At 50.6% G+C, this 24172-nt stretch carries 24 protein-coding genes and 1 other annotated feature; of the genes, 4 read left to right on the plus strand and 20 right to left on the minus strand.

Features of this window, described 5'->3' with window-relative positions; genetic code table 11:
* Positions 1-11: 11 nt before the first annotated feature.
* The 4 genes from sanA to GVI43_RS13950 all read right to left on the minus strand — a co-directional run bounded on the left by sanA (position 12) and on the right by GVI43_RS13950 (position 4048).
* Positions 12-770 carry an outer membrane permeability protein SanA gene (gene sanA / locus GVI43_RS13935; RefSeq protein WP_159567491.1) on the minus strand — a complete coding sequence of 253 codons (759 nt, stop codon included), beginning with the start codon at positions 768-770 and terminating at the stop codon, positions 12-14.
* Between the two features lie 227 nt (positions 771-997).
* Positions 998-2695 (minus strand): NAD-dependent malic enzyme, encoded by a 1698-nt coding sequence (locus GVI43_RS13940; protein WP_159567463.1) that lies wholly within the window; start codon positions 2693-2695, stop codon positions 998-1000.
* 274 nt (positions 2696-2969) lie between these two features.
* Positions 2970-3656 carry a CidB/LrgB family autolysis modulator gene (locus GVI43_RS13945; protein ID WP_159567464.1) on the minus strand — a complete coding sequence of 229 codons (687 nt, stop codon included), beginning with the start codon at positions 3654-3656 and terminating at the stop codon, positions 2970-2972.
* On the minus strand, positions 3653-4048 hold the full coding sequence (locus GVI43_RS13950; RefSeq protein WP_159567465.1) for a CidA/LrgA family protein: 396 nt from the start codon (positions 4046-4048) through the stop codon (positions 3653-3655). The genes GVI43_RS13945 and GVI43_RS13950 overlap by 4 nt, the downstream gene beginning before the upstream one ends.
* Positions 4049-4516: 468 nt before the next feature.
* On the opposite strand from GVI43_RS13950, the gene GVI43_RS13955 reads away from it, so the two are divergent.
* Both GVI43_RS13955 and GVI43_RS13960 read left to right on the plus strand, forming a co-directional pair.
* A complete protein-coding gene (locus GVI43_RS13955) occupies positions 4517-4726 on the plus strand; it encodes a hypothetical protein (protein WP_159567466.1) in 210 nt (69 codons plus the stop codon).
* Entirely contained in the window at positions 4716-6140 is a 1425-nt protein-coding gene (locus GVI43_RS13960) for an APC family permease (protein ID WP_159567467.1), read from the plus strand. Before GVI43_RS13955 ends, GVI43_RS13960 begins: the two co-directional genes overlap by 11 nt.
* Positions 6141-6294: 154 nt before the next feature.
* On the opposite strand, the gene sbcB is transcribed toward GVI43_RS13960, so the two are convergent.
* From sbcB to hisG, 10 genes are all read right to left on the minus strand, one after another.
* Positions 6295-7722 carry an exodeoxyribonuclease I gene (gene sbcB, locus GVI43_RS13965; protein ID WP_159567468.1) on the minus strand — a complete coding sequence of 476 codons (1428 nt, stop codon included), beginning with the start codon at positions 7720-7722 and terminating at the stop codon, positions 6295-6297.
* Positions 7723-8013: 291 nt separating this feature from the next.
* Entirely contained in the window at positions 8014-9165 is a 1152-nt protein-coding gene (fucO, locus tag GVI43_RS13970; protein WP_159567469.1) for a lactaldehyde reductase, read from the minus strand.
* A gap of 286 nt (positions 9166-9451) precedes the next feature.
* The gene (gene hisIE / locus GVI43_RS13975; protein WP_159567470.1) at positions 9452-10069 is read right to left on the minus strand and encodes a bifunctional phosphoribosyl-AMP cyclohydrolase/phosphoribosyl-ATP diphosphatase HisIE; all 618 of its coding nucleotides are present in this window, start codon (positions 10067-10069) and stop codon (positions 9452-9454) included.
* On the minus strand, positions 10063-10839 hold the full coding sequence (hisF, locus tag GVI43_RS13980) for an imidazole glycerol phosphate synthase subunit HisF (RefSeq protein ID WP_159567471.1): 777 nt from the start codon (positions 10837-10839) through the stop codon (positions 10063-10065). Before hisF ends, hisIE begins: the two co-directional genes overlap by 7 nt.
* Positions 10821-11558 carry a 1-(5-phosphoribosyl)-5-[(5-phosphoribosylamino)methylideneamino]imidazole-4-carboxamide isomerase gene (gene hisA, locus GVI43_RS13985; RefSeq protein WP_159567472.1) on the minus strand — a complete coding sequence of 246 codons (738 nt, stop codon included), beginning with the start codon at positions 11556-11558 and terminating at the stop codon, positions 10821-10823. Before hisA ends, hisF begins: the two co-directional genes overlap by 19 nt.
* Before the next feature lie 5 nt (positions 11559-11563).
* Positions 11564-12151: an imidazole glycerol phosphate synthase subunit HisH gene (gene hisH / locus GVI43_RS13990; RefSeq protein WP_159567473.1), complete on the minus strand. Its 588-nt coding sequence runs from the start codon at positions 12149-12151 to the stop codon at positions 11564-11566.
* Positions 12152-13219, minus strand: coding sequence for a bifunctional histidinol-phosphatase/imidazoleglycerol-phosphate dehydratase HisB (gene hisB / locus GVI43_RS13995; protein ID WP_159567474.1), 1068 nt, complete (start codon positions 13217-13219; stop codon positions 12152-12154).
* A 14-nt stretch (positions 13220-13233) separates the two neighbouring features.
* Entirely contained in the window at positions 13234-14289 is a 1056-nt protein-coding gene (gene hisC / locus GVI43_RS14000) for a histidinol-phosphate transaminase (protein WP_159567475.1), read from the minus strand.
* 8 nt (positions 14290-14297) lie between these two features.
* Positions 14298-15602: a histidinol dehydrogenase gene (hisD, locus tag GVI43_RS14005; RefSeq protein WP_159567476.1), complete on the minus strand. Its 1305-nt coding sequence runs from the start codon at positions 15600-15602 to the stop codon at positions 14298-14300.
* 5 nt (positions 15603-15607) lie between these two features.
* A complete protein-coding gene (gene hisG, locus GVI43_RS14010) occupies positions 15608-16507 on the minus strand; it encodes an ATP phosphoribosyltransferase (protein WP_159567477.1) in 900 nt (299 codons plus the stop codon).
* 45 nt (positions 16508-16552) lie between these two features.
* Positions 16553-16677: a sequence feature (His leader region), on the minus strand.
* A gap of 453 nt (positions 16678-17130) precedes the next feature.
* Here hisG and GVI43_RS14015 point away from each other — a divergent pair.
* On the plus strand, positions 17131-17958 hold the full coding sequence (locus GVI43_RS14015) for an SDR family oxidoreductase (protein WP_159567478.1): 828 nt from the start codon (positions 17131-17133) through the stop codon (positions 17956-17958).
* A gap of 366 nt (positions 17959-18324) precedes the next feature.
* Here the strand turns inward: GVI43_RS14015 and artM are convergent, their stop codons facing one another.
* The 5 genes from artM to GVI43_RS14040 form a co-directional block, all read right to left on the minus strand.
* The gene (gene artM, locus GVI43_RS14020) at positions 18325-18990 is read right to left on the minus strand and encodes an arginine ABC transporter permease ArtM (RefSeq protein WP_159567479.1); all 666 of its coding nucleotides are present in this window, start codon (positions 18988-18990) and stop codon (positions 18325-18327) included.
* Positions 18990-19694: an arginine ABC transporter permease ArtQ gene (gene artQ / locus GVI43_RS14025; protein WP_159567480.1), complete on the minus strand. Its 705-nt coding sequence runs from the start codon at positions 19692-19694 to the stop codon at positions 18990-18992. The genes artM and artQ overlap by 1 nt, the downstream gene beginning before the upstream one ends.
* A gap of 11 nt (positions 19695-19705) precedes the next feature.
* Positions 19706-20437, minus strand: coding sequence for an arginine ABC transporter substrate-binding protein (gene artJ / locus GVI43_RS14030; protein WP_159567481.1), 732 nt, complete (start codon positions 20435-20437; stop codon positions 19706-19708).
* 75 nt (positions 20438-20512) lie between these two features.
* Positions 20513-21241 (minus strand): arginine ABC transporter ATP-binding protein ArtP, encoded by a 729-nt coding sequence (gene artP / locus GVI43_RS14035; RefSeq protein WP_159567482.1) that lies wholly within the window; start codon positions 21239-21241, stop codon positions 20513-20515.
* A 239-nt stretch (positions 21242-21480) separates the two neighbouring features.
* A complete protein-coding gene (locus tag GVI43_RS14040) occupies positions 21481-22071 on the minus strand; it encodes a phosphatase PAP2 family protein (RefSeq protein WP_159567483.1) in 591 nt (196 codons plus the stop codon).
* A gap of 402 nt (positions 22072-22473) precedes the next feature.
* Between GVI43_RS14040 and nikR the strand changes: the two genes are divergently transcribed.
* Positions 22474-22926 (plus strand): nickel-responsive transcriptional regulator NikR, encoded by a 453-nt coding sequence (nikR, locus tag GVI43_RS14045; RefSeq protein ID WP_159567484.1) that lies wholly within the window; start codon positions 22474-22476, stop codon positions 22924-22926.
* A 66-nt stretch (positions 22927-22992) separates the two neighbouring features.
* On the opposite strand, the gene yqhD is transcribed toward nikR, so the two are convergent.
* A complete protein-coding gene (yqhD, locus tag GVI43_RS14050) occupies positions 22993-24150 on the minus strand; it encodes an alcohol dehydrogenase (protein ID WP_159567485.1) in 1158 nt (385 codons plus the stop codon).
* Positions 24151-24172 lie beyond the last annotated feature (22 nt).

The following is a 24172-nucleotide window of genomic DNA, read 5'->3' on the forward strand; positions in this document are numbered from 1 at the left end:
TTACTGGCCCACTATTTACCCGCGCCGGCAGGTTGACGACCGCCGGACGGCCCTTCGTTTGCCGCATCTTCTAATTCAAAAAGCTGCTCTGGCGATACCGCTGGGTAATCCTGCACGTCGCCTTCAAGGCTATATGGGGTTGGAATGGGTACCGTTGGGCCAAGAAAACGTGGCTCACGCTTGAGAATATATAAATCCGATAGCGCACCCATTCGGGCTATCACTTCTCTGGCCCTGACGGTAAACATATTTTTCGGCGACGGCACGGCATAACACTGGGCTTTAATGCCGCTATGCAGGGCAATTAACAGCGCGCGCTCACAGTGAAAGCGCTGGGTGATGATGGTAAAGCCGTTGGTATCGAATACTTTTCGGGTGCGGATAATGGAATCCAGCGTTCGGAACCCGGCGTAGTCCAGCACGATATCGGAAGAGGGCACGCCGCCCGCTATCAGATCTTTACGCATGGTAATGGGTTCATTGTAGCTGAGCTGGGCGTTATCGCCGCTCAACAGCAGGTAGCTAACCTTATTGCTGTTATACAGGTTCAGCGCACCCTGAATGCGGAATTTGTAATACTGATTAATTACGCCGGTTCTGACGTATTTGGAGGTGCCCAGCACCACGCCGACGTGGCTTTCGGGTAACTCTTCTATGTTTTCATAAATATAGGGCGCAGTGCGCCAACTGATCCAGCGATCGAGCAGTAAAGCGGCGCCGAGGATTAAAATCAGCAATGCTAATAGGCTGTAAATCAGTCGTTTTAGTATCATAGTTAAATAATAGCTGAATCATAGTTGGATTACAGTTGGATCATGGTCGAATGCCAATCGAGTATTTGAGCCTGACCAGAAGGTTTAAGGCTACTTGACCCGAGGCGTGAACACAAGGTGGTATTGAGTAAAAAAAGAGATAACGCGCGGAAAAATGGTCAGATTTGGTGAGAAATCCAGCACCGGCCGTTGGACCGGCGCTGGATAAAAGCCACGGGATGAAATCAGAACGACGTGCGCTTGTAGCGACGGTATTCCGGATTCCAGAAGTTATCTTCAATCGCGTGAAGCAGGGCTTCGTCGGAGGTCAGTACCGCAACGGATTCAAGCTGTGCCGTTTTGGCGACCTTCAGCGCAATGTAGCGTGACACTTCCTGAATGTCGTCAATGGCCGGCAATAGCGCACCTTCACCGTGTTTAGCCAACGGCGAACAGTCGGCTAATGCGCGGCTGGCCGCCATCAGCATACCGTCAGTCACCCGGCTGGCTTTAGACGCCAAAACGCCAAGGCCAATGCCGGGAAAGATGTAGGAGTTATTACACTGGGCAATCGGGTAGACTTTGTCTTTATGCGTTACCGGCGCGAATGGGCTACCGGTAGCAACCAGCGCAGCGCCGTCGGTCCAGCAAATAATGTCTTCCGGGCGGCCTTCCACGCGAGAGGTCGGGTTCGACAGCGGCATGACGATCGGACGAGCGCAGTGACGGTGCATTTCACGAATAATTTCTTCGGTAAATAGCCCAGCCTGACCGGAAACGCCAATCATCACCGACGGCTTAGCGTTACGCACCACGTCTAGCAGCGAAATGGCTTCGTTGTCACGCTTCCAGTGGCTGAGTGAATCGTGTTTTTGTACCAGCCTGGCCTGAAAATCCAGCAGGGTCGGCATTTGGTCGGTTAGCAGGCCAAAGCGGTCTACCATAAAGATACGGTCGCGGGCTTCGCGCTCGCTCAGGCCTTCGGTGATCATCTGCGCAATAATCTGTTCTGCAATGCCGCAGCCCGCCGATCCTGCGCCTAAAAAGACCACGGTTTGGTCTTTTAGCTGGCTCTTAGCGGCACGGCTGGCGGCAATCAGGCTGCCTAACGTCACGGCCGCCGTACCCTGAATATCATCATTAAAACAGCACAGCTCATCGCGATAGCGGTTAAGCAGCGGGGTGGCGTTCTTTTGCGCAAAGTCTTCAAACTGTAGCAATACGTTCGGCCAGCGGCGTTTTACCGCAGAGATAAAGGCATCAACAAATTCGTAGTATTCATCACCGGAAATACGCGGGTGGCGCCAACCCATATACAGCGGGTCGTTGAGGCATTGCTGATTGTTGGTTCCGACGTCCAAAACTACCGGCAGGGTATAGGCCGGGCTAATACCACCGCAGGCGCAGTATAAAGAGAGTTTACCGATGGGAATGCCCATACCGCCAATACCCTGATCGCCTAAGCCCAGAATACGTTCACCGTCGGTCACTACGATAACCTTTACGTTTTGCTTGGTGGCGTTTTGCAGCATGTCATCGATATTATCTTTGTTAGGGTAAGAGATGAACAGGCCACGGTGGCGGCGGTAGATATCAGAGAAGTGCTCACAGGCCTCACCCACGGTTGGGGTGTAAATCACCGGCATCATTTCGCTCATGTGACTGTCGATCAGGCGGTAGAACAGGGTTTCGTTCGTGTCTTGAATATTGCGCAGATAAATATGTTTATCGATATCGGTCTTAAAGCCCTGAAACTGCCTATAGGCGCGCTCGGCCTGCTCTTCGATAGTTTCGATTGCTTCAGGCAACAGTCCGTCAAGGTTGAAACTGCTACGCTCTTCTTGAGTAAACGCGCTGCCTTTATTCAGCAACGGCGTTTCAAGCAAAATGGGGCCAGCATAGGGAATATATAACGGACGTTTATGTTCTGGTTCCAGTTCCATTAAATTGACTCTTTAATTAGATTAAAAAACAACAGGGCGGTCGATTTTAAGAAACCCAGCTAAAATGTACAATCAATGTTACTGATTTATGTATATTTGGTTGAAGATTGCGATCCCAGCGGCATTATTTCATCGATCGGCGGCAATCAAAGCTCACTCTTATAGGATAATTCAAAATGACTTTTTTGTTTGGCGGGGTTGTAAGGGAATGCAAATAAAGAAAGATAATAACAACTAAGCGGCGAGCAACGCCGCTATCGGTTTAATCATCTGGTTAGCTAAATAGTCGTAACAGCAGCGGGAAAACAAACGGGGCGGCCAGCGAAGTGATAATTCCGCAAATAACCAGCGCCAGCGAGCTATAGGCTCCTTCCTGATAATCCTGCTCGGCGCAGCGGGCGGTGCCCAGGGCGTGAGCCGTTGAGCCAATGGATAACCCTCTGGCCGCCGGGGTAGTGATTTTTAACAGATTAAGAATTGGGTACCCAAATACCGCACCAAACACCCCAACAAACATCACGCAGATGGCACTGATAGCGGGAACGCCGTGAAGAGATCCCGACACCGCCATGGCTATCGGCGTGGTGACGGATTTCGGCAATACCGAAGCGGCTATTTCCGGCGATGCGCCTAATAGCAGCGCGATGCCGGTACCGCTGACCATCGCCGACAGGCTACCAATCAGGCAGATAGTAATGATGGATTTCCAGCGGGCGCGGATTTGATGCAGCTGCTCATACAGCGGGAAGGCCAACGCAACAACCGCAGGCTGTAGCAGCTCGTTAAGCAGCTGGCTGCCCTGTAGGTAGCTTTCATAGCTGGTATTGGTCAGCAGCAGGATAGGCACAATAATAAACAGCGAAATCAGCAGCGGATTTAACAGCGGCATTTTCAATTTTATGGTCAGCAGACGGGCGCTATAAAACACCACCAGCGTTAACGGAATGGCCCACCAAATCATGATGGTTCCTTATCAGCTTTCGCATTTCTCACGCCGTGTACATAGTGTGATGAAAAGCCGACGATCAGCATCGTTACCAGACTACTCACCAGACAAGAGACCACCAATGGCCCGAACTGGCTAATCAACAGTGGGTAGTAATTCATAATTCCCACGCTGATAGGTATAAACAGCAGAGCCATATGGCGGGTAAATAGGCGGCAGCCGGGTTTGACCCAGTCCGACGGTAAAATTTGAGAAGAGAGCAGGGCAAATAGCACCATCATGCCGATAATACTGCCGGGAATAGATAGCGGAATAATGGCCGAAATGGCATTGCCAATCAGCAAACATAGGTAGATCAGGATAAAGGCCCGGAGGTATTGCCAGCAGAGTCTTAGGAACGAACGCATGAAATGGTCCCCTGCATTAACGCGTATTCATCATACGATTAAGGTTATAAGTGTGCTATGGGTCACACAATAAGACCGATGGAATATGATTACAAATCATTTCTTAAAATTGCCCGACAATCGCCCCGATACGCCGGTGGAAGGTAAGAGAAAAACCGGCGAGTAGCCTGATTATTGCTGATTCTCATTGCTTGTTTATAAAAGCGTTTTTTAAGCTACTGCGTTAGCCATTTAGAATATTTTTTTAGCACTATTGGCAAGCCGATTCTTGTGGTGCAAAATGGCCAAAAAATGAATAACTAGCGTAAAAATGCGTCGGTTGTTCTTTTAGCTTTGATCGTATGAAAGTTATTATAAATCAGAATAATATGATTTATAAATCGATTATTCTGAACTGAATAAATATTCTCTACGATTGACTAACCTCTATCCGTTAACGCAGGTTAACGTTTTCATAAGGAACGATCGATGGCAACTTCCGTACTCAAACCGCCGCTCTGCGTCGGCAATCAATACCGTCGCAGCGACTATGGTGCCAAAATCTCGCTTTGCGAGAGCCGATGTTACCCCTTCCTTTATTCCAGCCGCCCGTTTGATTATTCCCCCGCGGCCTCTCTGCTTGCTGTTGTATCGAGTCAAAAAGTCGAGAGTTTGGGGGAATATCGCTATGACGACTAGCCAAACGACTTCTTCCATTTCTTCAAATCGAGTTCAGCTCAAGCGTTCACTGAAACTGTGGCAAATTGTCGTTATCGGTCTGGCCTATTTAACGCCAATGACGGTATTTGACTCTTTCGTTATTGTTTCCGGTAAAACCGAAGGGCACGTTCCCAGCGCGTATATTCTGGCATTAATCGCGGTTCTGTTTACGGCGCTAAGCTACGGTAAGCTGGTGCGTCAGTTCCCTGAAGCCGGTTCGGCCTACACCTATGCGCAAAAAGCGATAAATCCCCACGTTGGATTTATGGTGGGCTGGCTGTCGCTGATGGATTACATGTTCCTGCCAATGATTAATACGCTGTTGGCGAAAATCTATTTAATGGCTATGTTTCCCTCCGTCGACCCTTGGGTTTGGGTGGTGGGCTTTGTGGCCGTGATGACCGTTATTAATTTGAGAAGCGTTAACTGGGTCGCTAATTTGAATATGGTGCTGGTGTTTATTCAGATAGCGATTCTGGTGGTGTTTATCTATTTAGTGTGGCACGGGCTGAGCCAAGGCCCTGAAGGCATTCAGCGCGATATGGCGAGGCCGTTTTTCTCCGACGAGGCGAAAGTGGTGCCGATTATTGCCGGAGCAACGGTGCTGTGCTTTTCGTTTCTCGGGTTTGATGCGGTAAGTACGCTGTCGGAAGAGACGCCGGATCCGAAAAAGACCATCCCCAAGGCGATCTTTTTAACCGCATTTTACGGCGGCATTATTTTTGTATCGGTGTCGTTTTTTATTCAGCTGTTCTTTCCCGATCTTTCGCTGCTAAACGATCCGGATAACGCGTTACCCGACATTGCGTTATACGTTGGCGGTAAGTTCTTTCAGGTGATTTTGCTTTGCTGCACCGTGGTCGGCGCTTTGGCTTCCGGTCTGGCATCTCAGGCCAGTATTGCCCGGCTGTTATACGTAATGGGGCGGGATAACGTGTTTCCTGAACGGGTTTTTGGCTATATTCACCCACAGTGGAAGACGCCGGTAACCAATATTTTTCTGGTGGGCGTGGTGGCGCTAACGGCGATCGTGTTGGATTTAGAAAGCGCTATTTCGCTGATTAACTTTGGTGCGCTGGTGGCGTTTAGCTTTGTGAATATTTCGGTGTTTTGGTTTTTCTTCGTCCGTCAGGGGCGTAATAAAACGGCCAAAGAGATTATTGGCTTTCTGGTATTACCGCTGATTGGCGCGGCGATGATTGTGGTGCTGTGGCTGAACTTGGAAGTGGACTCGCTACGCCTTGGCTTGATTTGGGGCGCGCTGGGCTTTTTGTATCTGATTTATCTGACCAGAGGCTTCAGGCAGCCGGTACCAACGCTAGGGATGAACCGTAAGAAGGTGATTCCCGTTGTGGTAGCGGATGGGGCGGGGGTTGCTGAGGCTGAGTCGTAGTCGTCATCCCGGTGAAAACCGGGATGACGACATGGTGGGCTAGTTTATGACTAGATAGTCGCTGATAACGACATGGGGGCGGTTACCTTATGACTAGAGAGTTGCGGCCGACTTACCCTGCAACGACAGCGTCAGCTTCTATTAGCTAGCGCACTTAGCCCACCAGCTCTTCAGCGTATTTAAACAGTGACTTCAGCAGCGCGAGCTTTTCGGGTTCTTGGCTATGAGTCTCGGCCAGTTGCTCGATCTTCAATACGTATTGTTGAATGCGCTCCGGGCTTAGCATCTCTTTACGGTGTGTCAGCCAGCGGCGCTGTTCAGCGTCATTCAAGGTTGCCGGATAGTTACGCGCTCTAAAGCGGAACAGCAGAGGCTCTAACCGATTATCGTTAAAGCTTAAGCTCAGCGCAGGAAGATTTTCCGGCCGGGTTTGCTGAATAATCTTCATGGCGGCCCGATCGGCATCGCTAAAAAAGCCGTCATATAAGCGGCCGTCAACGTCGCTTGGCGGGGTGAACGGGGTCGCATCGGCAAACACCGCCACTACTTTTTCTCTGATATCCGGGCGCTGGCGTAATAGCTGTAAATTCGCCAGACAGCGTTCACGATCGATTCCCAGCCTTTGCGCATTCTCTTTAAGCAGCGTTTTCGCCGGGGCCAATACCGGGCACTTATTGATATGCACCAGCTTCAGCGGAACCGGAGACTCACCGGCGGGCAAATCATCACGTCGGGTATACAGCCGCGCGCGCAGGGTGTCGGCATCTAGCTCAAGCAACGGCGCCATATCACCGGCTAAATCACACATAATCACCGCATTGGCGTTATCCGGATGCCATGCCAGCGGCGCAACCCAGCTGGTATTGCCGCGCAGAGCGCCAAACATGCCAGAAACGTGAACCAGCGGCGTTATTTCAGGAATATCAATCAGGGCGGCAACCTTACGCTTGTTGCGTAGCTGATACAGGTAGTCAAACAGCTTCGGCTGAGCCTGCTTAACCAGTTTGGCCATCGCGATGGTGGCATAAACGTCAGACATCGCATCGTGGGCCTGAAGGTGTTCAACGCCGTTGGCTTTGGTCAGGTGCTCAAGTTTGAAACTGGGCAAGCCGTCTGCGTTGGTTGGCCACTGAATGCCGTCGGGGCGCAGCGCGTAGCAGGCTCGCATGACGTCGAGCAGATCCCAGCGTGAGTTACCGTTTTGCCAACTGTAGGCATAGGGGTCATAAAAGTTGCGGTAGAAAATATTGCGGCTGACTTCATCATCAAAACGGATATTGTTATAGCCCAGAATACAGGTTTCCGGCGTGCTGAAATCCTGATGAATCTGGCGGGTAAATTCAGCCTCAATCTCGCCTTTCTGCAAGGCTTCCTGAGGCGTGATGCCGGTAATCATTACCGCATCGGGTTCAGGTAGATAATCATCGGCGGGCTTACAGTAAATCACTAATGGCTCGCCGATAACGTTAAAGTCGCCGTCGGTTCGTACGCCGGCAAACTGGGCTGGCCGGTCGTAACTGGGGCTGATACCAAAGGTTTCATAGTCGTGCACGTAGAATGTGGGTTGCGGTTTGTTCGCCATTAGATTTTCTTTGCCGTTATGATTTCAAGCCATCGTTCAGACGGATAATCATACGTGATTTGAGTTTTTGTGCACGGTTGTTTGTGGCCTGGTTTTTGTATGAGGCGACGAAGGTGAGAGTCTGATGGTAACCAAGCGCCGCCCCTCGGCCGCCAGAAAATCCAATATTCCGATAGTGATTATGCGAACGAAACCTACGATAAAACTCAATTGAACCGCTTTGTCATAAATAAAACGGCGCGGGCTATCTAACCCACGCCGTTTTAGCCTATGCAACAGGCATAACCGAGATTAATAGATTGAGCGGTACAGCTGCTTTATCTCTTCAACGTTAGTGTCCCGCGGGTTACCGCCGGTACACACATCGGCAAATGCCGCTTCGGACAGCGCATCGATATCGGCCTCTTTCATGCCAACTTCGCGCAGCGTAGCCGGGATCCCCACGTCTTTACTCAGCTGTTTCACTGCGTTAATGGTGGCTTCTCTGACCTCGGCAAGCCCCATGGTTGCGGCACCGTTGATGCCCATGGCAATGGCGATAGCGCGGAATTTATCACCGGTATAGTCGGCGTTGTAGGCCATAATATACGGCAGCAAAATCGCGTTAGCCACGCCGTGTGGAGTGTTGTAAAACGCGCCTAACGGGTGGGCCATGCCGTGTACTAAGCCTAAGCCGACGTTAGAGAAACCCATACCGGCGATGTACTGACCCAGCGCCATATCTTCGACCCCGGCAGCTTCACCCCGAACGGATGAGCGCAGAGAGCGGGCGATAATTTCTATGGCTTTCAGATGCATCATATCGGTGAGTTCCCATGCGCCTTTGGTGGTAAAGCCTTCAATTGCATGGGTAAGGGCGTCAATGCCGGTTGCCGCTTTCAGCGAGGCAGGCATGCTGGACATCATATCTGAGTCGATAATGGCAATAACCGGAATATCGTGCGGGTCAATGCAGACAAACTTGCGGCGGTTTTCTTCGTCGGTAATGACGTAGTTGATGGTTACTTCAGCCGCGGTACCCGCCGTGGTCGGGATGGCAATCATCGGTACGCTGGCATTTTTGGTGGGTGCAAAGCCTTCAAGGCTCCTGACATCAGCGTATTCCGGGTTGTTGATAATAATGCCAATCGCTTTACAGGTATCTTGAGGCGAACCTCCGCCGACGGCGATCAGGTAGTCAGCGCCGGACTGCTTAAATTTCGCTACCCCTTTTTGTACTACGGCAATCGTCGGGTTCGGTACCACTTCGTCAAAGATCTCATAGGCCAGATTAGCGTCATCTAGCAGTTTACTGACTCTGGTGGCTACGCCGAATTTAATTAAATCTTTGTCGGTAACTAATAATGCCTTAGTAAATCCACGTTTCTGAACTTCCTCGACGATATGGGCAATTGCCCCTGCGCCAAAGTAGGAAGTTTCATTCAGAATCATTCTATTTGCCATTGTTATAAGCTCCGTAAGGTTAGTGATATTAAGAAATCTGTTGCAACGCTAACGATCGCGATACCTTTAATTGGTTATATTCTATTGTTTTAACCTAGTTGGCCGGACAGGGAAATAGGGGAAAGCGATTATATTGTAATTATTTGATTTGGATTAGGAAATTTGCGAGGTGGCGCGGGTTTTTTGATGAAACGAAAGGCTCTTTTTACCCATAAGAAAACGCCGACGCTTGAGTTTATCTGCGTCGGCGTTTCAATTAACGGTTAGCCTGCGATAGGAACAAGCCTCAGGCTTTATTATGCCTTTCCCGCAGTCGGTTAATCACCGTGCTGAAATCTAAATCCTGATCCTGCAACAGAACCAGCAGGTGATACATCAGGTCAGAGGCTTCGTTGGTCAGCTCTTCACGATCGTTAACCGTGGCCGCCAGCGCGGTTTCTACGCCTTCTTCACCCACTTTTTGCGCAATGCGCTTGGTGCCGCTGGCGTAGAGCTTGGCGGTATAAGAGGAGCTTGGGTCGGCGTGCTTGCGGCTGGCCAGAAGTTGTTCTAACTGATACAGAAAACTCCAGTCGCTGGCGGCCGGTGAGAAACAGCTGCTGGTGCCGGTGTGGCAGGTTGGTCCGACGGGATTAGCCAGAACCAGCAGGCTGTCATTGTCGCAGTCGGGCGTGATGCTAACCAGGTTAAGCACGTTGCCGGAGCTTTCACCTTTGGTCCACAGGCGCTGCTTAGTTCGTGAGAAGAAGGTGACTTTGCCGCTGCGTTCTGTTTCGCTCAGGGCTGCCTGATTCATATAGCCCAGCATCAGAACTTCGCCAGAGACGGCGTGTTGAACCACTGCGGGCATCATACCGGCGGTTTTTTCCCAGTCCAGTTGGTCATGCTGTTGTTGTGTTAACACGTTCTGATCTCCAGCTTGTTCTCGGCTAAATAACGTTTAAGTTCGCCAATATTAATAATTTGTTTATGAAACACCGAAGCGGCGAGGGCACCGTCAACGTTGGCTATCTTAAATGCGTCTAAAAAGTGCTCCATGGTACCGGCTCCGCCTGATGCAATCAGCGGGACTTTACACACTTTGCGGATCTGTTTGAGCTGCTTTAAGTCATAACCGTTGCGAACGCCATCCTGATTCATCATGTTTAACACGATTTCACCGGCTCCGCGCTTTTGTACTTCTTTTACCCAGTCTAGCGTGCTCCAGGCCGTGGCCTTGGTGCGGGTTTCATCGCCGGTAAACTGATAAACCTGATAGGTATCTTGCTCTTGGTTGTACCAGGTATCAATGCCGACCACGATGCACTGCACGCCAAAGCGGTCTGAAAGCTGAGTAATCAGCGATGGATTGGCCAGCGCCGGGGAGTTAATCGAAATCTTATCGGCGCCAAACGATAGAATTTGGGCGGCATCTTCAATGCTTTTAATCCCACCGGCGACGCAGAACGGAATATCTATCACTTCGGCGACTTTAGCAATCCAGCTTTTGTCTACTACGCGGCCGTCCGATGAGGCTGTAATGTCGTAAAACACCAGTTCGTCTGCGCCTTCTTCAGCGTAGCGTTTAGCCAGCGGAACGATGTCGCCGATGATTTCATGGTTACGGAACTGTACGCCTTTTACCACCTGACCATCGCGAACGTCTAAGCAAGGGATTATCCGTTTTGCCAGCATGAAATAGCCTCCTCTACGTTGAATTTGCCGTCCAGTAAGGCCCGGCCCACAATCACGCCTTTGACTCCGCTGTTGCGCAGGGCGGCGATGTCATCCAGATCGCCAATACCGCCGGAAGCCTGAAAGGCAATGTCAGGGTAACGCTGGGCCAGTTCACAATATAGCTCAACGTTAGAGCCTGCCAGCGTGCCGTCGCGTGAAATATCGGTACACAGAACGTGCTTTAAGCCAACCGACCGATAGCGCTCTACAATCGCTTCCAGCGTTTGGCTTGAGTTTTCCTGCCAGCCGTTAATTGCCACGTTTTTGGTGCCGTTTTCATCAATGCGTACGTCTAACGCTAACACCAAAGCATCGGCACCGAAGCGTGAGAACCAGCCTTCTACCATTTCAGGCTGGCGAACCGCGGTGGAACCAATCACTATGCGGCTGGCTCCGGCATCAATTAAGTCCGCTACGTCTTGTTCAGTACGAATGCCGCCGCCAATCTGAACCGGAACGCTAACGCCGCCCAGCAGTTTGCGCAGTAGCGGAAGCTGGCGAGCCTTCGGGTCTTTTGCGCCGGTTAAATCTACTAAATGCAGTACCTGAGCGCCTTGTCGTTGATAGTCTAGCAGGCGAGGCAGCGGATCGCTGCCATACTCGCGCTGCTGACCGTAATCTCCCTGATGAAGGCGAACTACGGTGCCGTTAATTAAATCTAAAGCGGGAATAATCATGCGGGTTACATCTCCAGAAAGTTTTTCAGCAGCTGCGAACCGGCCTGTCCAGAACGTTCTGGATGAAACTGCACGCCGAAGAAATTGTCTTGCTGTACGGCGGCGGTGAAGTGCTCGCCGTAGGTGGCGTGTGCGATAGTTGCTGAGCATACGGGCATAGCAAATCCATGTACAAAGTAAAAGTAGGCACCTTCGTCGATGCCGCGAAACAGGTGATGGCCTGCCTGATAGCTCACTTTATTCCAGCCCATGTGCGGCAGGGGTAAACCATGGTCCGGCATCTTGTTAATCGGTGCGTCAATAATGCCCAGTGTAGTGATATTTCCCTCTTCGCTGCTTTTTGCCATCAGCTGCATACCAAGGCAAATGCCCAACACCGGCTGAGTACAGGCACGGATAAGCTCGATCAGATCCCGTTCCTTAAGCAGTTTCATCGCCGCCGGTGCTGAACCCACGCCCGGCAGGAACAGCTTATCCGAGCGCAAAACGATATCCGGATCGCGGCTGACCTGCGGGCTGTAGCCCAGCCGTTTAACGGCGTAAGAGACCGAAGCCAGATTGGCGCAGCCGGTATCTAAAATGACCACATTCATCTATAGCACCCCTTTAGAGCTGGGTAAGGTGTTACCTTCAACGCGGATAGCCTGACGCAAGGTTCGGCCAAACGCTTTATACAGGCTTTCCACCCGGTGGTGGTCGTTTTTGCCTTTGGTTTTTAAGTGTAAAGTACAGGCCATCGAGTAGGAGAGGGAGTGGAAGAAGTGCTCGACCATTTCGGTGCTCATGTCGCCCACCCGCTGATGGGTAAACTCGGCTTTATATTCCAGAAACGGGCGGCCTGAAATATCCAACGCACAGCGGGCTAAGCACTCGTCCATGGGGAGTACAAAGCCGAAACGGCCGATGCCGCGCTTATCGCCCAGCGCCTTTTTCAGCGCTTCGCCTAAGGCTAATCCGGTGTCTTCAATGGTGTGGTGATCGTCAATAAACAGATCGCCCTTAACGTTAACGTTCATGCGAAAGCCGCCGTGAGTGGCAATCTGATCCAGCATATGGTCAAAGAAGCCAATACCGCTGTGGATTTCGCTGCCGCCTTCGCGATCCAGCCACACTTCAACGTCGATTGAGGTCTCTTTGGTGGTGCGGTTGACGTGCGCATAGCGGTCTGACTTGGTGAGCTGGTCGACAATCTGCTGCCAGCCAAGAGCATCGCGCTGGTAGCGGATGCCTTTAATGCCCATATTGGTGGCCAGCTGCAGGTCAGTTTCCCGATCGCCAATCACATAAGAGTTATCGTAATCCATCACCTCTTGATTTAGATAACCGATCACCAGTTTGGTTTTTGGCTTACGGCAGTCGCAGCTTTCAACGGGAAGGTGCGGGCAAATCAGCGTTTGTTTAAAGCTAATGCCCTGAGATTCGAAAATCTGCATCATCAGCTGGTGCGGCGGTTCAAAGTCTTCCTGCGGGAAGCTGGCGGTGCCTAAACCGTCTTGGTTGGTGATCATCACTAATTCAAAACCGGCGGACTGTAGCTTTAACAGGGCAGGGATAACCTGAGGCTCTAAGGCGAGCTTATCTAACCGGTCAACCTGAAAATCTTCAGGCGGCTCGGCAATTAAGGTACCGTCGCGGTCGATAAAAAGGTATTTCTGGCTCATGGCGGCTCCTGATTCTAGTATGATTTGAGGGCGTCTGTGACAGCGTCACATTCACACTGAGTGCCGATAGATATGCGTAGACATCCCTTCAGCCCCGGCTGTTTATTTTGATCTCTGAGTATAATTCCCTTTTCCCAGAGTGCCTTAAAAGCCCGCTCTGAGTCGGTAAGATTAAACAGCAGATAGTTGGTTTCGCTCGGGAATACCTGCGTAACGCCCGGGCATTCGGCCAGCGTTTGCTTTAAGCGATCGCGGCGGGCATTGAGCTCAGCCACCCGCTGGCGCATGGTGGCAATTCCCCGATCGCTCAGTGCCTGTGCAGCAATGTCGGCCACCGGCGTCGACAGCGGATAAGGGGCAATCACCTTGAGCAGCAGGCCAATAATCTCTTCGCTGGCCAGCGTAAAGCCACAGCGTAAGCCTGCCAGCGCAAAGGCTTTAGACAGGGTGCGTAAAATCACCAGATGAGGATATTCGGCTAACCAACCGACTACGCTGGCCTGCGGGCAGAACTCAATATAGGCTTCGTCAACCACCACTAAGGCCCGGTTTTGAGTCATCGCCAATAGCGCGCGGATATCATCGGGGTTGATCAGGTTGCCGGTCGGGTTATTGGGGCTGCATACGTAAACCAGCTTAACGCCGTCGAGCGAGGCTTTAATCGCCGGAAGGTCTAACTGCCAGTCAGACTTGCTGGCCACCGTGCGGCGCTCAATGCCGAGGGTTTCGGCGCTAACGCTGTACATGCCGTAGGTTGGCGGGCAGTAGAGAACCGCATCTTGGCCCGGTTGGCAGAAAACGCGCATCAGCAGCTCGATGCCTTCATCCGCGCCGCGGCTAACAATTACTTGCTCGGGCTTCACGCCCGCATAGGACGCATAGCGTTGCAGCACGCTGGCCGGCTGGCATTCCGGATAGCGGTTAAGGTTTTGCTGAGTCAGCTGATACTCTATTGCTTCCGGGTATTCATTAGCGTTAAGCCACACATCGCCCTTGCCGCCAATGCGGCGGGCTGACTGATAGGGCGTTAATTGACGCACATTGTTTCGGGCCAGTTGTTCGATAGTCATAACGCCTCCTAAGCTTTGCCATTTAACGCGTTGAGTGCGGCTACCCGCAGAGTCACTGCCTGTTTGTGGGCGGTAAGCCGTTCCGCCTGAGCCAGCGTTTCGATAGTCGGAGCCAGATCGAGAAAACCTTGCGGTGTGAGCTGTTGTATCGTCATGCGCTTTTGGAAATCCGCCAGACCGAGGCTTGAGCTGGTGGCGGTATATCCATAGGTAGGCAAAACGTGATTGGTTCCCGACGCGTAATCGCCCGCCGACTCCGGTGACCAATCGCCCAAAAATACCGAACCTGCGCTGGTAATGCGCTCAACCAGTTCTTCTGGCCGTCGGGTTTGGATTATTAAATGCTCTGGCCCGTATTGGTTGCTGATTTCAATGCATTGATCGAGATCTTTGGTCACAATCAGGCGGCTTTCAGCCAGCGCCTGACGGGCGATCTCTGATCGTGACAACGTAACTAATTGCTTTTCTAATTCAAGAGAAACTGCCTGAGCGATGCGTTCATCCGGCGTCAGTAAGATAACCTGAGAGTCCGGGCCGTGTTCCGCCTGAGACAACAGATCGGACGCAATAAAAGCCGGCGTTGCCCCGCCGTCGGCAATCACCAGAACTTCGGACGGACCCGCTGGCATATCAATCGCTGCGCCGTTAATTGACTGGCTGACCTGACGTTTGGCTTCGGTAACGTAGGCATTACCCGGCCCGAAAATTTTATCGACTTTAGTTACCGAGTTAGTACCAAACGCCATGGCAGCAATGGCCTGAGCGCCGCCGAGCTGGAATATGTTTTTAATTCCGCACAGCTTGGCGGCATAAAGAATTTCATCGGCAATCGGCGGCGGCGAGCACAGCACCACTTCGTTGCACCCGGCCAGGCGGGAAGGGATTCCCAGCATTAATACCGTAGAGGGCAACGGTGCCGTACCGCCGGGTATATATAAACCAACCGAACGGATCGGGCGGGTGACCTGACGGCAGCGCACGCCGGGCTGGGTTTCAATGTCTACAGCAGGAATGACCTGAGCGCGGTGGAAGGTTTCAATATTGCGGGCGGCAATCGCCATCGCTTGTTTGATATCATCGCCGAGGCGCGCGCTGGCGGCGTCAATGTCTTGCTGGCTTACGCGAATATCGCTGAGCGTGACGTTATCAAACTTGGCGGTAAGCTCAAGCAGCGCGCCGTCGCCATCGATCTTCACTCGCTCAACGATCGCTTTTACCGCCGCATTAATGCGGCCAGATGCGTTAACCGCAGGCCGTGACAGCAGCGCTTTTTGCTGCTGTGGCGTGCTTGTTTCCCAGAAGGTCAGTTGCATGGCCGTTACTCCATCATTTTTTCGATTGGTAACACCAGAATCGAGCTGGCACCTAAGGCTTTAAGCTGTTCCATGGTTTCCCAGAACAGGGTTTCGCTGCTCACCATGTGCATCGCTACGCGATTTTTGTCACCGGCCAGCGGCAGCAGCGTAGGGTGCTCGGCTCCCGGTAGCAGGGCGATGATCTCGTCAAGGCGGTCGCTCGGTGCGTGCAGCATAATGTATTTAGATTCACGGGCCTGTATCACGCCCTGCATGCGGGTCAGCATTTTATTGATTAGCTGCTGTTTGTCGTCAGACATTTCGCCATCCCGCTGAATCAGGGCGGCTTTAGAACGGTAAATCACTTCAACCTCACGCAGGCCGTTGGCCTCTAAGGTCGCGCCGGTAGAGACTAAATCGCAGATAGCGTCAGACAGACCAGCGCGCGGTGCGACTTCAACTGAACCGTTCAACAGACAGGACTTAAAGCGAACTTTTTGTTCGTCCAGATAGCGTTTTAGTAAGTGAGGATAAGAGGTGGCGATGCGGGTATTTTGCAGGCTTTGGGCACCGGCATATTCAGTGTCTAACGGTACGGCAATGGATAAGCGGCAGCCGCCGAAATCTAAACGACGCAGGGTAATATAACGCGGGTCTTCACCCTGAGCTCGGCGGCTTAACAGCTCTTCTTCCAGTACGTTTTCACCAATGATACCCAGATCGACAACGCCATCCATCACCAGGCCGGGAATATCGTCGTCTCTGACCCGTAAAATATCGATCGGCATATTTTCAGCAAAAGCGATCAGGCGCTGTTCCTGAAGATTAATTTTGATACCACAGCGGGCGAACAGCTCTCTTGATTCATCGCTTAAACGACCTGACTTTTGCATCGCGATGCGTAAACGGGTTCTATCTAGCATGGTAATCCTCTCATTTTTTCTAATTCGTTTCTTGATTCGCGGGCATTAAAAAAGCCCTCGGAAGGAATCTTCCGAGGGCTCTCTTTAACTTTCTGTCGCCACTGGAAGATTCTTTGATCGTCTTCCAGCACCTATCGCCCAAAGACTAATCAGGATGATGGTGATGACGGTGGTTAAACAGAACGTTATGCATAATATGTTGCGCCTTGAGCGTAATTTAAAACGGTATATGTGTTGTTGCTGTTCAATAACCTAACCATTGTTCAACTTAATGGCAACTACTTTTTTTAAATATTATCGATAATTATCAATGGTACAAAAAGATAGGATTATGCACTCTGTTGACCGGGGATTATTAAGAGAAACAAACTCCTTGATTACCACCAATTTATAGCGGCTAGCGCTATTTCCCGGCATTATCTTAGCGGTAAATATAATCACCAGATCGGCCGATATGTAAACATCGTATTGCCAAACGCGCTGATGGTGCGGGATAAGGATTATACTTATTGCTTATCACCGTTTATCCATGAAAAGTTGTCAGTCAGGTGAATATGGCGATCTGATTTTATGGTATTCACTCTATTTATACTGAAAAGTCATACTGAATAGGCATGCTGAGAATGAAGAAAGTTTCAATTATTGGTCTGGGCTGGCTGGGAATGCCATTAGCCATTTCTCTGATGGGAAAGGGGTATCCGGTTGTGGGCAGCAAAACTACGCCGGACGGCATTGAGGCGGCACGGATGTCAGGCATTGAGGCTTATTCGTTAGTGATGACCCCGCAGCCGGAGTGTGATGCGAACGACTGGGAACAGCTGCTTCAGTGCGATGTGCTCATTATTACCTTACCGGCCAGCCGCTCACCGGAGCAGGGTGAAGGATATCGCCAATCGGTACAGACTTTAGTCGATAGTGCGTTGAGCAAACAGGTTCCACGGATTATTTTTATCAGTTCCACCTCGGTGTATGGTGACGCTGACGGTGAGGTGACTGAAGGCTCGCCGCGTGATGCTAAACGCCCGTCCGGCAAAATTCTGGTTGAGCTGGAGAACTGGCTGCACAATCTGCCAAACCTGAGCGTTGATATTTTGCGCCCGGCGGGGCTGATTGGCCCGGATCGCCATCCGGGGCGCTTTCTGGCCGGAAAGCAAGAGCTACCCGAGGGTAACTGCGGCGTGAATCTGGTGCATCAGGAAGACGTGATTGCGGCGATTGAACTGCTTCTGGCCCAACCGGATGGCGGCCGGGTTTATAATCTGTGCGCGCATATGCACCCGCGTAAGCGAGATTTCTACCCGATGATGGCTAAAGCTTTGGGCGTTGCGCTACCGTCATTTACCCCAACGCAAAGAACCTCTCTAGGGCGGATTATTAACGGGCAAAAGATATGCCGGGAGCTGGGGTTTGAATATCAGTTCCCGGACCCGGAGCGGATGCCGGTGAGGTAGTCGGTTGAGGAGGACAAAGCGGTTCAATTTGGTTTTATCGTAAGTTTCGTCCGCATAATCACTATCGGAATATTGACTTTTTCTAGCGGCCGAGGGGCGACGTTTTTGAGTATAGCGTGCACCGGGCCTAGGATTCCTAGGGGCGCTCCGGCTGCTTTCGCAGCTACGACCCCAACGGACAACGCCGTCGGGAACGGCGTTGAACAACACGCAGTGTTGGCCCATAGGGCAGACTACAGGAAGTAGTCTGTAACCCTCTCCCTCCGGTTAGCTATTTTTAAGACCAAATCATTAACCGTTGGTTTTGTCCGCAGTAAAAAGGCGCGGAAGCCATCTCCGCGCCTTTTTACCGATCATCATGAAAACCTATCGATGCTCAAACGCCAGCGCTTTACGCTCAACCATTCGCATCATCAAGGTTAACAGGCCGTTCACGCACAGATAGATAATTCCGGCTGCGCCGTAGACCATCACATCATAGGTCCGGCCGTACATTAGCTGACTGTAGCCCATCACTTCCATCAGGGTAATGGTGTAGGCCAGCGACGTACTCTTAAACACCAATACCACTTCGTTTGAATACGATGACAAAGAACGCTTGAAGGCGTAAGGCAGTAAAATACGCAGGGTTTGCCCTTTAGACATGCCTAGTGCTTCACAAGATTGCCATTGGCCGGCGGGAATAGCCCGCACCGCGCCGTGAAATAGCAAGGTTGAGTAAGCGGCACTATTCAGCGCCAGCGCCACCACGGCAGAGAGCCATGGCTCTGACACCAAATGCCAAAGTATTGGCGAGGATTTTATAAATTCAAACTGGCCCGGGCCGTAGTAAATCAAGAAGAACTGAACCAACAGCGGCGTTCCGGTAAACAGCGTGATATAGCCTTTCACTAGCCAAGTAACAACGGGTGTTTTAAGCGTCAGAACCACGGTGAAAAGCAGGGCTAGGATCAGCGCCACAATCAGTGAAATTACCGTTAAGGTCAGGCTGGTATAGAGGCCCTGAATAATGTCGGGTAAATACTTCAGCATTATGACGCCTCCCGTTCAAAGCGGGTAGCGTGCTGTTCGATGGCTTTTAGCACGTACTGGCTGAACAGCGTTATTGCCAGATAAATTAATGCGGCAATGACGTACCAGGTGAAGGGCTCTTGAGTGCGGATCGCAATGCTTTTGGACTGCTGCATCAGATCGTTAACGCTAATTAATGAAACCAGCGCGGTATCTTTTAATAACACTAACCACTGGTTGCCTAAGCCGGGCAGAGCATGGCGCCACATTTGCGGCATAATCAAGCGAAAGAAGATCGCCAATTTGCTCAGGCCCAGAGCCTGCCCCGATTCCCACTGGCCGCGCGGAACGGCTTTAAGCGCCCCGCGCAGGGTTTGCGAACCATAGGCAGCATAGAGTAAAGAGAGGGCTATAACGCCGCACAGAAACGGGCTAACGTCAAAATTCTCAATAGTAAACTTAATGGTCATACCGAAGAGTGAGAATCCATCGGCCAGTACCATAAGTAGCTCAGATGAGCCGAAATAGATAAACAGCACCACCAGAATTTCAGGCAGCCCGCGCAAAATCGTGACCAAGCCGGTACCGACATAGCCGATAGCTTTCAGGCGAGACGACTCCCATACGGCAAACAGCATCGCCAAAATCAGGCCGAGAGCGAGAGAGCAAACGGCAAGGCCGACGGTCATCCCGGCGGCGCTTGCTAAAGGTTGGATTTCATTCATCACTGGTTTGATTACTTCTGGAACCATTTGTCATAGACGGTTTTATAGGTACCGTCTTGCTTGATTTTTTCTAATGCGCCGTTCAGCTTATCGCGCAGGTCGGTATTTTTAGGACCAACCGCAATGGCGAAACCGGTACCGAAGTAGGTGTTGTCAGTGATTTTTTCACCCACGGTTGCCAGATCGGGATTTTTCTTCAGCCATTCAGCGACCACGGCGGTGTCGCCAAACACCGCATCGATACGGCCACTTTTCAGTTCAAGAATGGCATTCTGATAGCTATCGTAAGCAACCGGCTTGATTTCAGGATGCTTTTCAAGCAGATATTTTTGATGGGTAGTTCCGTTTTGCATACCAACCTTCAGCCCTTTAAGCGCGGTCAAATCGGCAACTTTACCCTTTACGCTAATAAACTGAGCGGAGTTATCGTAATAAGTATTGGTGAAGGCAACCTGCTCTAAACGCTCTGGCGTGACGTCCATGGCGGCAATAACGGCATCAAAACGGCGAAACTTCAGGCCGGGAACCAGACTATCGAAACCTTGATTAGCGAAGGTACATTCTGCCTTAATCTCTTTACATAAGGCCTTGGCCAGATCGATGTCGAATCCTTGGATCGTATTGTCGGTACCGAAAAATTCAAACGGAGGATAAGACGCCTCAGTGGCAAAGCGAATTTTTTCTGCCGCTGCGGCAGAAAGGCTAAGGCCGGTAAGAAGGGTGGCAACCAATAGTTTTTTCATGTCAAACTCCAGAAATAGATAAAATTAGTATGATATTTGGCGTGACTATTTAGTGTGACTGTCGTGTGTGACTGTTTAATGTGATAAATAACCGGCAAACTCTTTGGTCTGCGGGTGGATAAACGCTTGGGCATCACCGTGTTCAATCACTCGACCCTGTTCCATATACACCACGCGGCTGGCGGTTTTCTTGGCAAATTCAACTTCGTGAGTCACGATAACCTGCGTAATTCCCGTATCGGACAGTTCACGAATAATATTGACCACCTGAGCGGTGATTTCAGGATCCAGCGCCGCCGTTGGTTCATCAAATAATAGAATCTTTGGTTCCATCATTAAGGCTCTGGCAATGGCAACCCGTTGCTGTTGACCACCTGAAAGGTGCAGCGGGAAACGGGTACTGAATTTAGTCAGCTGCAGCCGGTTAAGCAGCTTTTCAGCGCGACCGATGGCCGCTTCTTTGGATAGCCCAAGAACGCGGCAGGGCGCTTCTATCAAATTTTGCATAACCGTTAAATGCGGCCATAAATTGTATTGCTGAAAAACCATGCCAACGTTACGCCGCAGTTCACGAATTGCGGGCTCAGCCAGAGGGCGGCTGAAGTCAAAGCTATTGCCCGCGATAGACAATTGGCCCGAACGGGGTTTTTCCAGAAGATTTAATACCCGGATCAATGAACTCTTACCCGCGCCGCTGGGGCCGAGTAATACCAAGGTTTCTCCGCTAGGGCAATCCAGATTGATATCAAAGAGTGCCTGATGGGAACCGTAGAAACAATTTATGCCGTTTAAATGAATACTCATGCGTCATTAATGAATAGTAATGAATAGGCTAATGGTAGCGTTGACGAGCAAGGGATGCAATCAAAGCCGCATAAATTTTACGTTCGTCTCATATTTAGTGGATAAACCAGCGTGGCTATCTATTCAGGCAACGGTAGCCTTAAGCGCCGATAAGACGTGATAACCGTTAATAAGAGTAGGTGACAAACGGGGAGAAAACAAAATAGCCGGCCACTGAGCGTGGCCGGTTGGCATCAAGCCTACATGACAGCGCAGTAAACCTGAAACGCGACCCAGCCAAGCACCGCACCTGCTGGCAGGTCAATCAGGTAGTGTTGCTTAGTGAACATACATGAAATCGCGATCAACAGCGGGAACATAAATACCCAAGGGCCCAGCGTGCTTAGCGCCAGTAAGGCGGTTAGCGTTGCTACCGAAACGTGCATGCTTGGGAAGCAGTTTGATGAATCATCAAATTTTTGTACATACAGCAGGAATCGTTCCGACGGGCTTTTTCCAGTATTCATGGTTCTCCAGTGCGCAGGCGTTGAAACCGGGTACAGCATGAAGAATGTCATTTGCATAACTAACAGCACGATATAGCTGAAAACAATCATAATGAACTGACGATGATCGGTGACGATCCAGTTGATATAAAGAATGGCCGGATAGTACAAAAAGCTATAAACCCACGACCATACTGGCCAGAAGGGGATTTTTTCGTCAATAGGCGAATGGAACTCTTTCACTTTGCGAATGGTATGACGTTGGGTAAAAAAGTAGAACTGATAAACACCGACAATAAGAATTCCGCTTAAAATCAGGTTGATAATGTAATCAATAGGACTCACTGGTTATTCCCTTAACGATTTAATTACTGATATGTAAATCAGCGATGGTGGCGTAGCTCAGAAATTGCCAGCAATGATATATAAGTTATATGGCTTTGGATATCTTAGGTATTCAAAAATAGTTACCCAGCCGGGGGTGATTTGTATCAAGCCGTTAAGAAATATTTTTCTTAACAATAAATTAATTGGATTTACCTATAATGCTCACCAAACGTTTCACTTCCACTTCACATATGAAATAGAAATGAAAATGTATTATTGGTTAAAAATAGTACGGTTGAATAAATAATCAACCGTCCGAAGGGAAGGGATTCTTGGTCGTAGAGCGCCTCGACGTATCGACCGTTTATCGCTATGATGCCCTGAATGAATCACAAGACTCTAACCTTATGGAGAGCGGCGATGCAACGTATTACCATTTCTATTGATGATGATTTAATGGAAGAGATCGATAAAATTATCAAGCAGAAGAATTACCAGAATCGCTCCGAGGCTATACGCGACTTAACCCGCACCGGCATTCAGAATTCATCATTAATCGTTGAAGGTAATCCTCCCTGCGTGGCGGCTTTGGTGTACGTGTATGACCATGAGTCGAGAGAGCTGTCTAAGCGATTAACCCGCACTTTCCACGACCAGCACGATATGACGTTGGCGAGCCTTCACGTTCACCTCGATCACGGTAGCTGTATGGAAGTGTCCATGCTGAAGGGAAACAGCGATGAAGTGGAGCGATTGGCTGAACAGGTGATCACTGAGCGCGGCGTTCGTTACGGTAAGTTAGTTATGGTGCCGGATAACACATCGGTGCAGGGTGATGAAGGGCATCATGGGCATCATCATCACGATGATTAACGGTGTTCGGCCTTAGAATGAGCGCCGTCGTTAACAACGGCGCTGCTTGGTTCCATTTTACCGATATCAGATAGCTGACTGGTAAATCTTTTGGCTGTCGGCCAGCGAAATATCGTGATGTTCACCGAGTTTGGTCATACCGTGTTGTTCCAGTTTTTTAACCAGCGCCGGAATGGTGCTGCCGTCTAGCTGATAGTCAGACAGGCGGGTAGGCGCGCCCATTTGCTGGAAGAATTTCTCAGTCGCGACGATGGCCGCCTCGATACGCTCATCTTCAGAACCCGAATCAATATTCCACACTCTTTCTGCGAACTGTAACAGTTTTGCCCGCTTTTGCTGTTTCTTGGCACGCATCACCGCCGGAAGAATAATGGCCAGCGTTTGGGCATGATCTAAGCCGTGCATCGCGGTTAATTCGTGGCCCAGCATATGGGTAGTCCAGTCCTGAGGAACGCCGGCACCAATCAGGCCGTTTAGCGCCATGGTGGCACTCCACATAATATTTGCCCGCACCGCGTAATCTTGCGGATTTTTCAGCGCCTTTGGCCCTTCTTCAATCAGGGTTAACAGCAGGCCTTCGGCAAAACGATCCTGAACTTTGGCATCGACCGGGTAGGTCAGGTATTGCTCGATAGTATGAATAAAGGCATCAACCACGCCGTTAGCAACCTGACGCGGCGGCAGGCTGTAAGTAGAAACTGGGTCTAAAATGGCAAACTTGGGCAGCACGTGCTCAGACATAAAGGCTTGCTTATCGCCGGTAGCCCGACGGCTAATCACCGCGCCTTCGTTCATTTCTGAACCGGTTGCCGGTAACGTCAGTACCGAGCCAATCGGGATTGCCTTAGTGACGGTTTTACCGCGGCTGGTGACAATTTCCCAAGGCTCACCGACATAGTCGGCTGCGGCGGCAATAAATTTGGTGCCGTCTAGTACCGAACCGCCGCCAACGGCCAACAGGAAATCAATGTTATTGTTATGCACTTCTTCTACCGCTTTCATCAGCGTTTCGTAAGCCGGATTCGGCTCAATGCCGCCGAACTCAAACAGGGTATAGCCTTTAAGCGCGTTATGTACCTGATCCAAAATACCGTTACGCTTAATGCTGCCGCCGCCATAGGTTATCAATACGCGGGCATCGGCTGGAATAACGGTAGGAAGTTGAGCAATCTGACCTTCACCAAATAGTACTTTGGTCGCGAGATGTAAGCTGAAGTTATGCATGGTAGTGGACCCTGATTGTCGG

The organism is Budvicia diplopodorum (assembly GCF_009800925.1).
GTDB classification, from domain to species: Bacteria; Pseudomonadota; Gammaproteobacteria; order Enterobacterales; family Enterobacteriaceae; genus Budvicia; species Budvicia diplopodorum.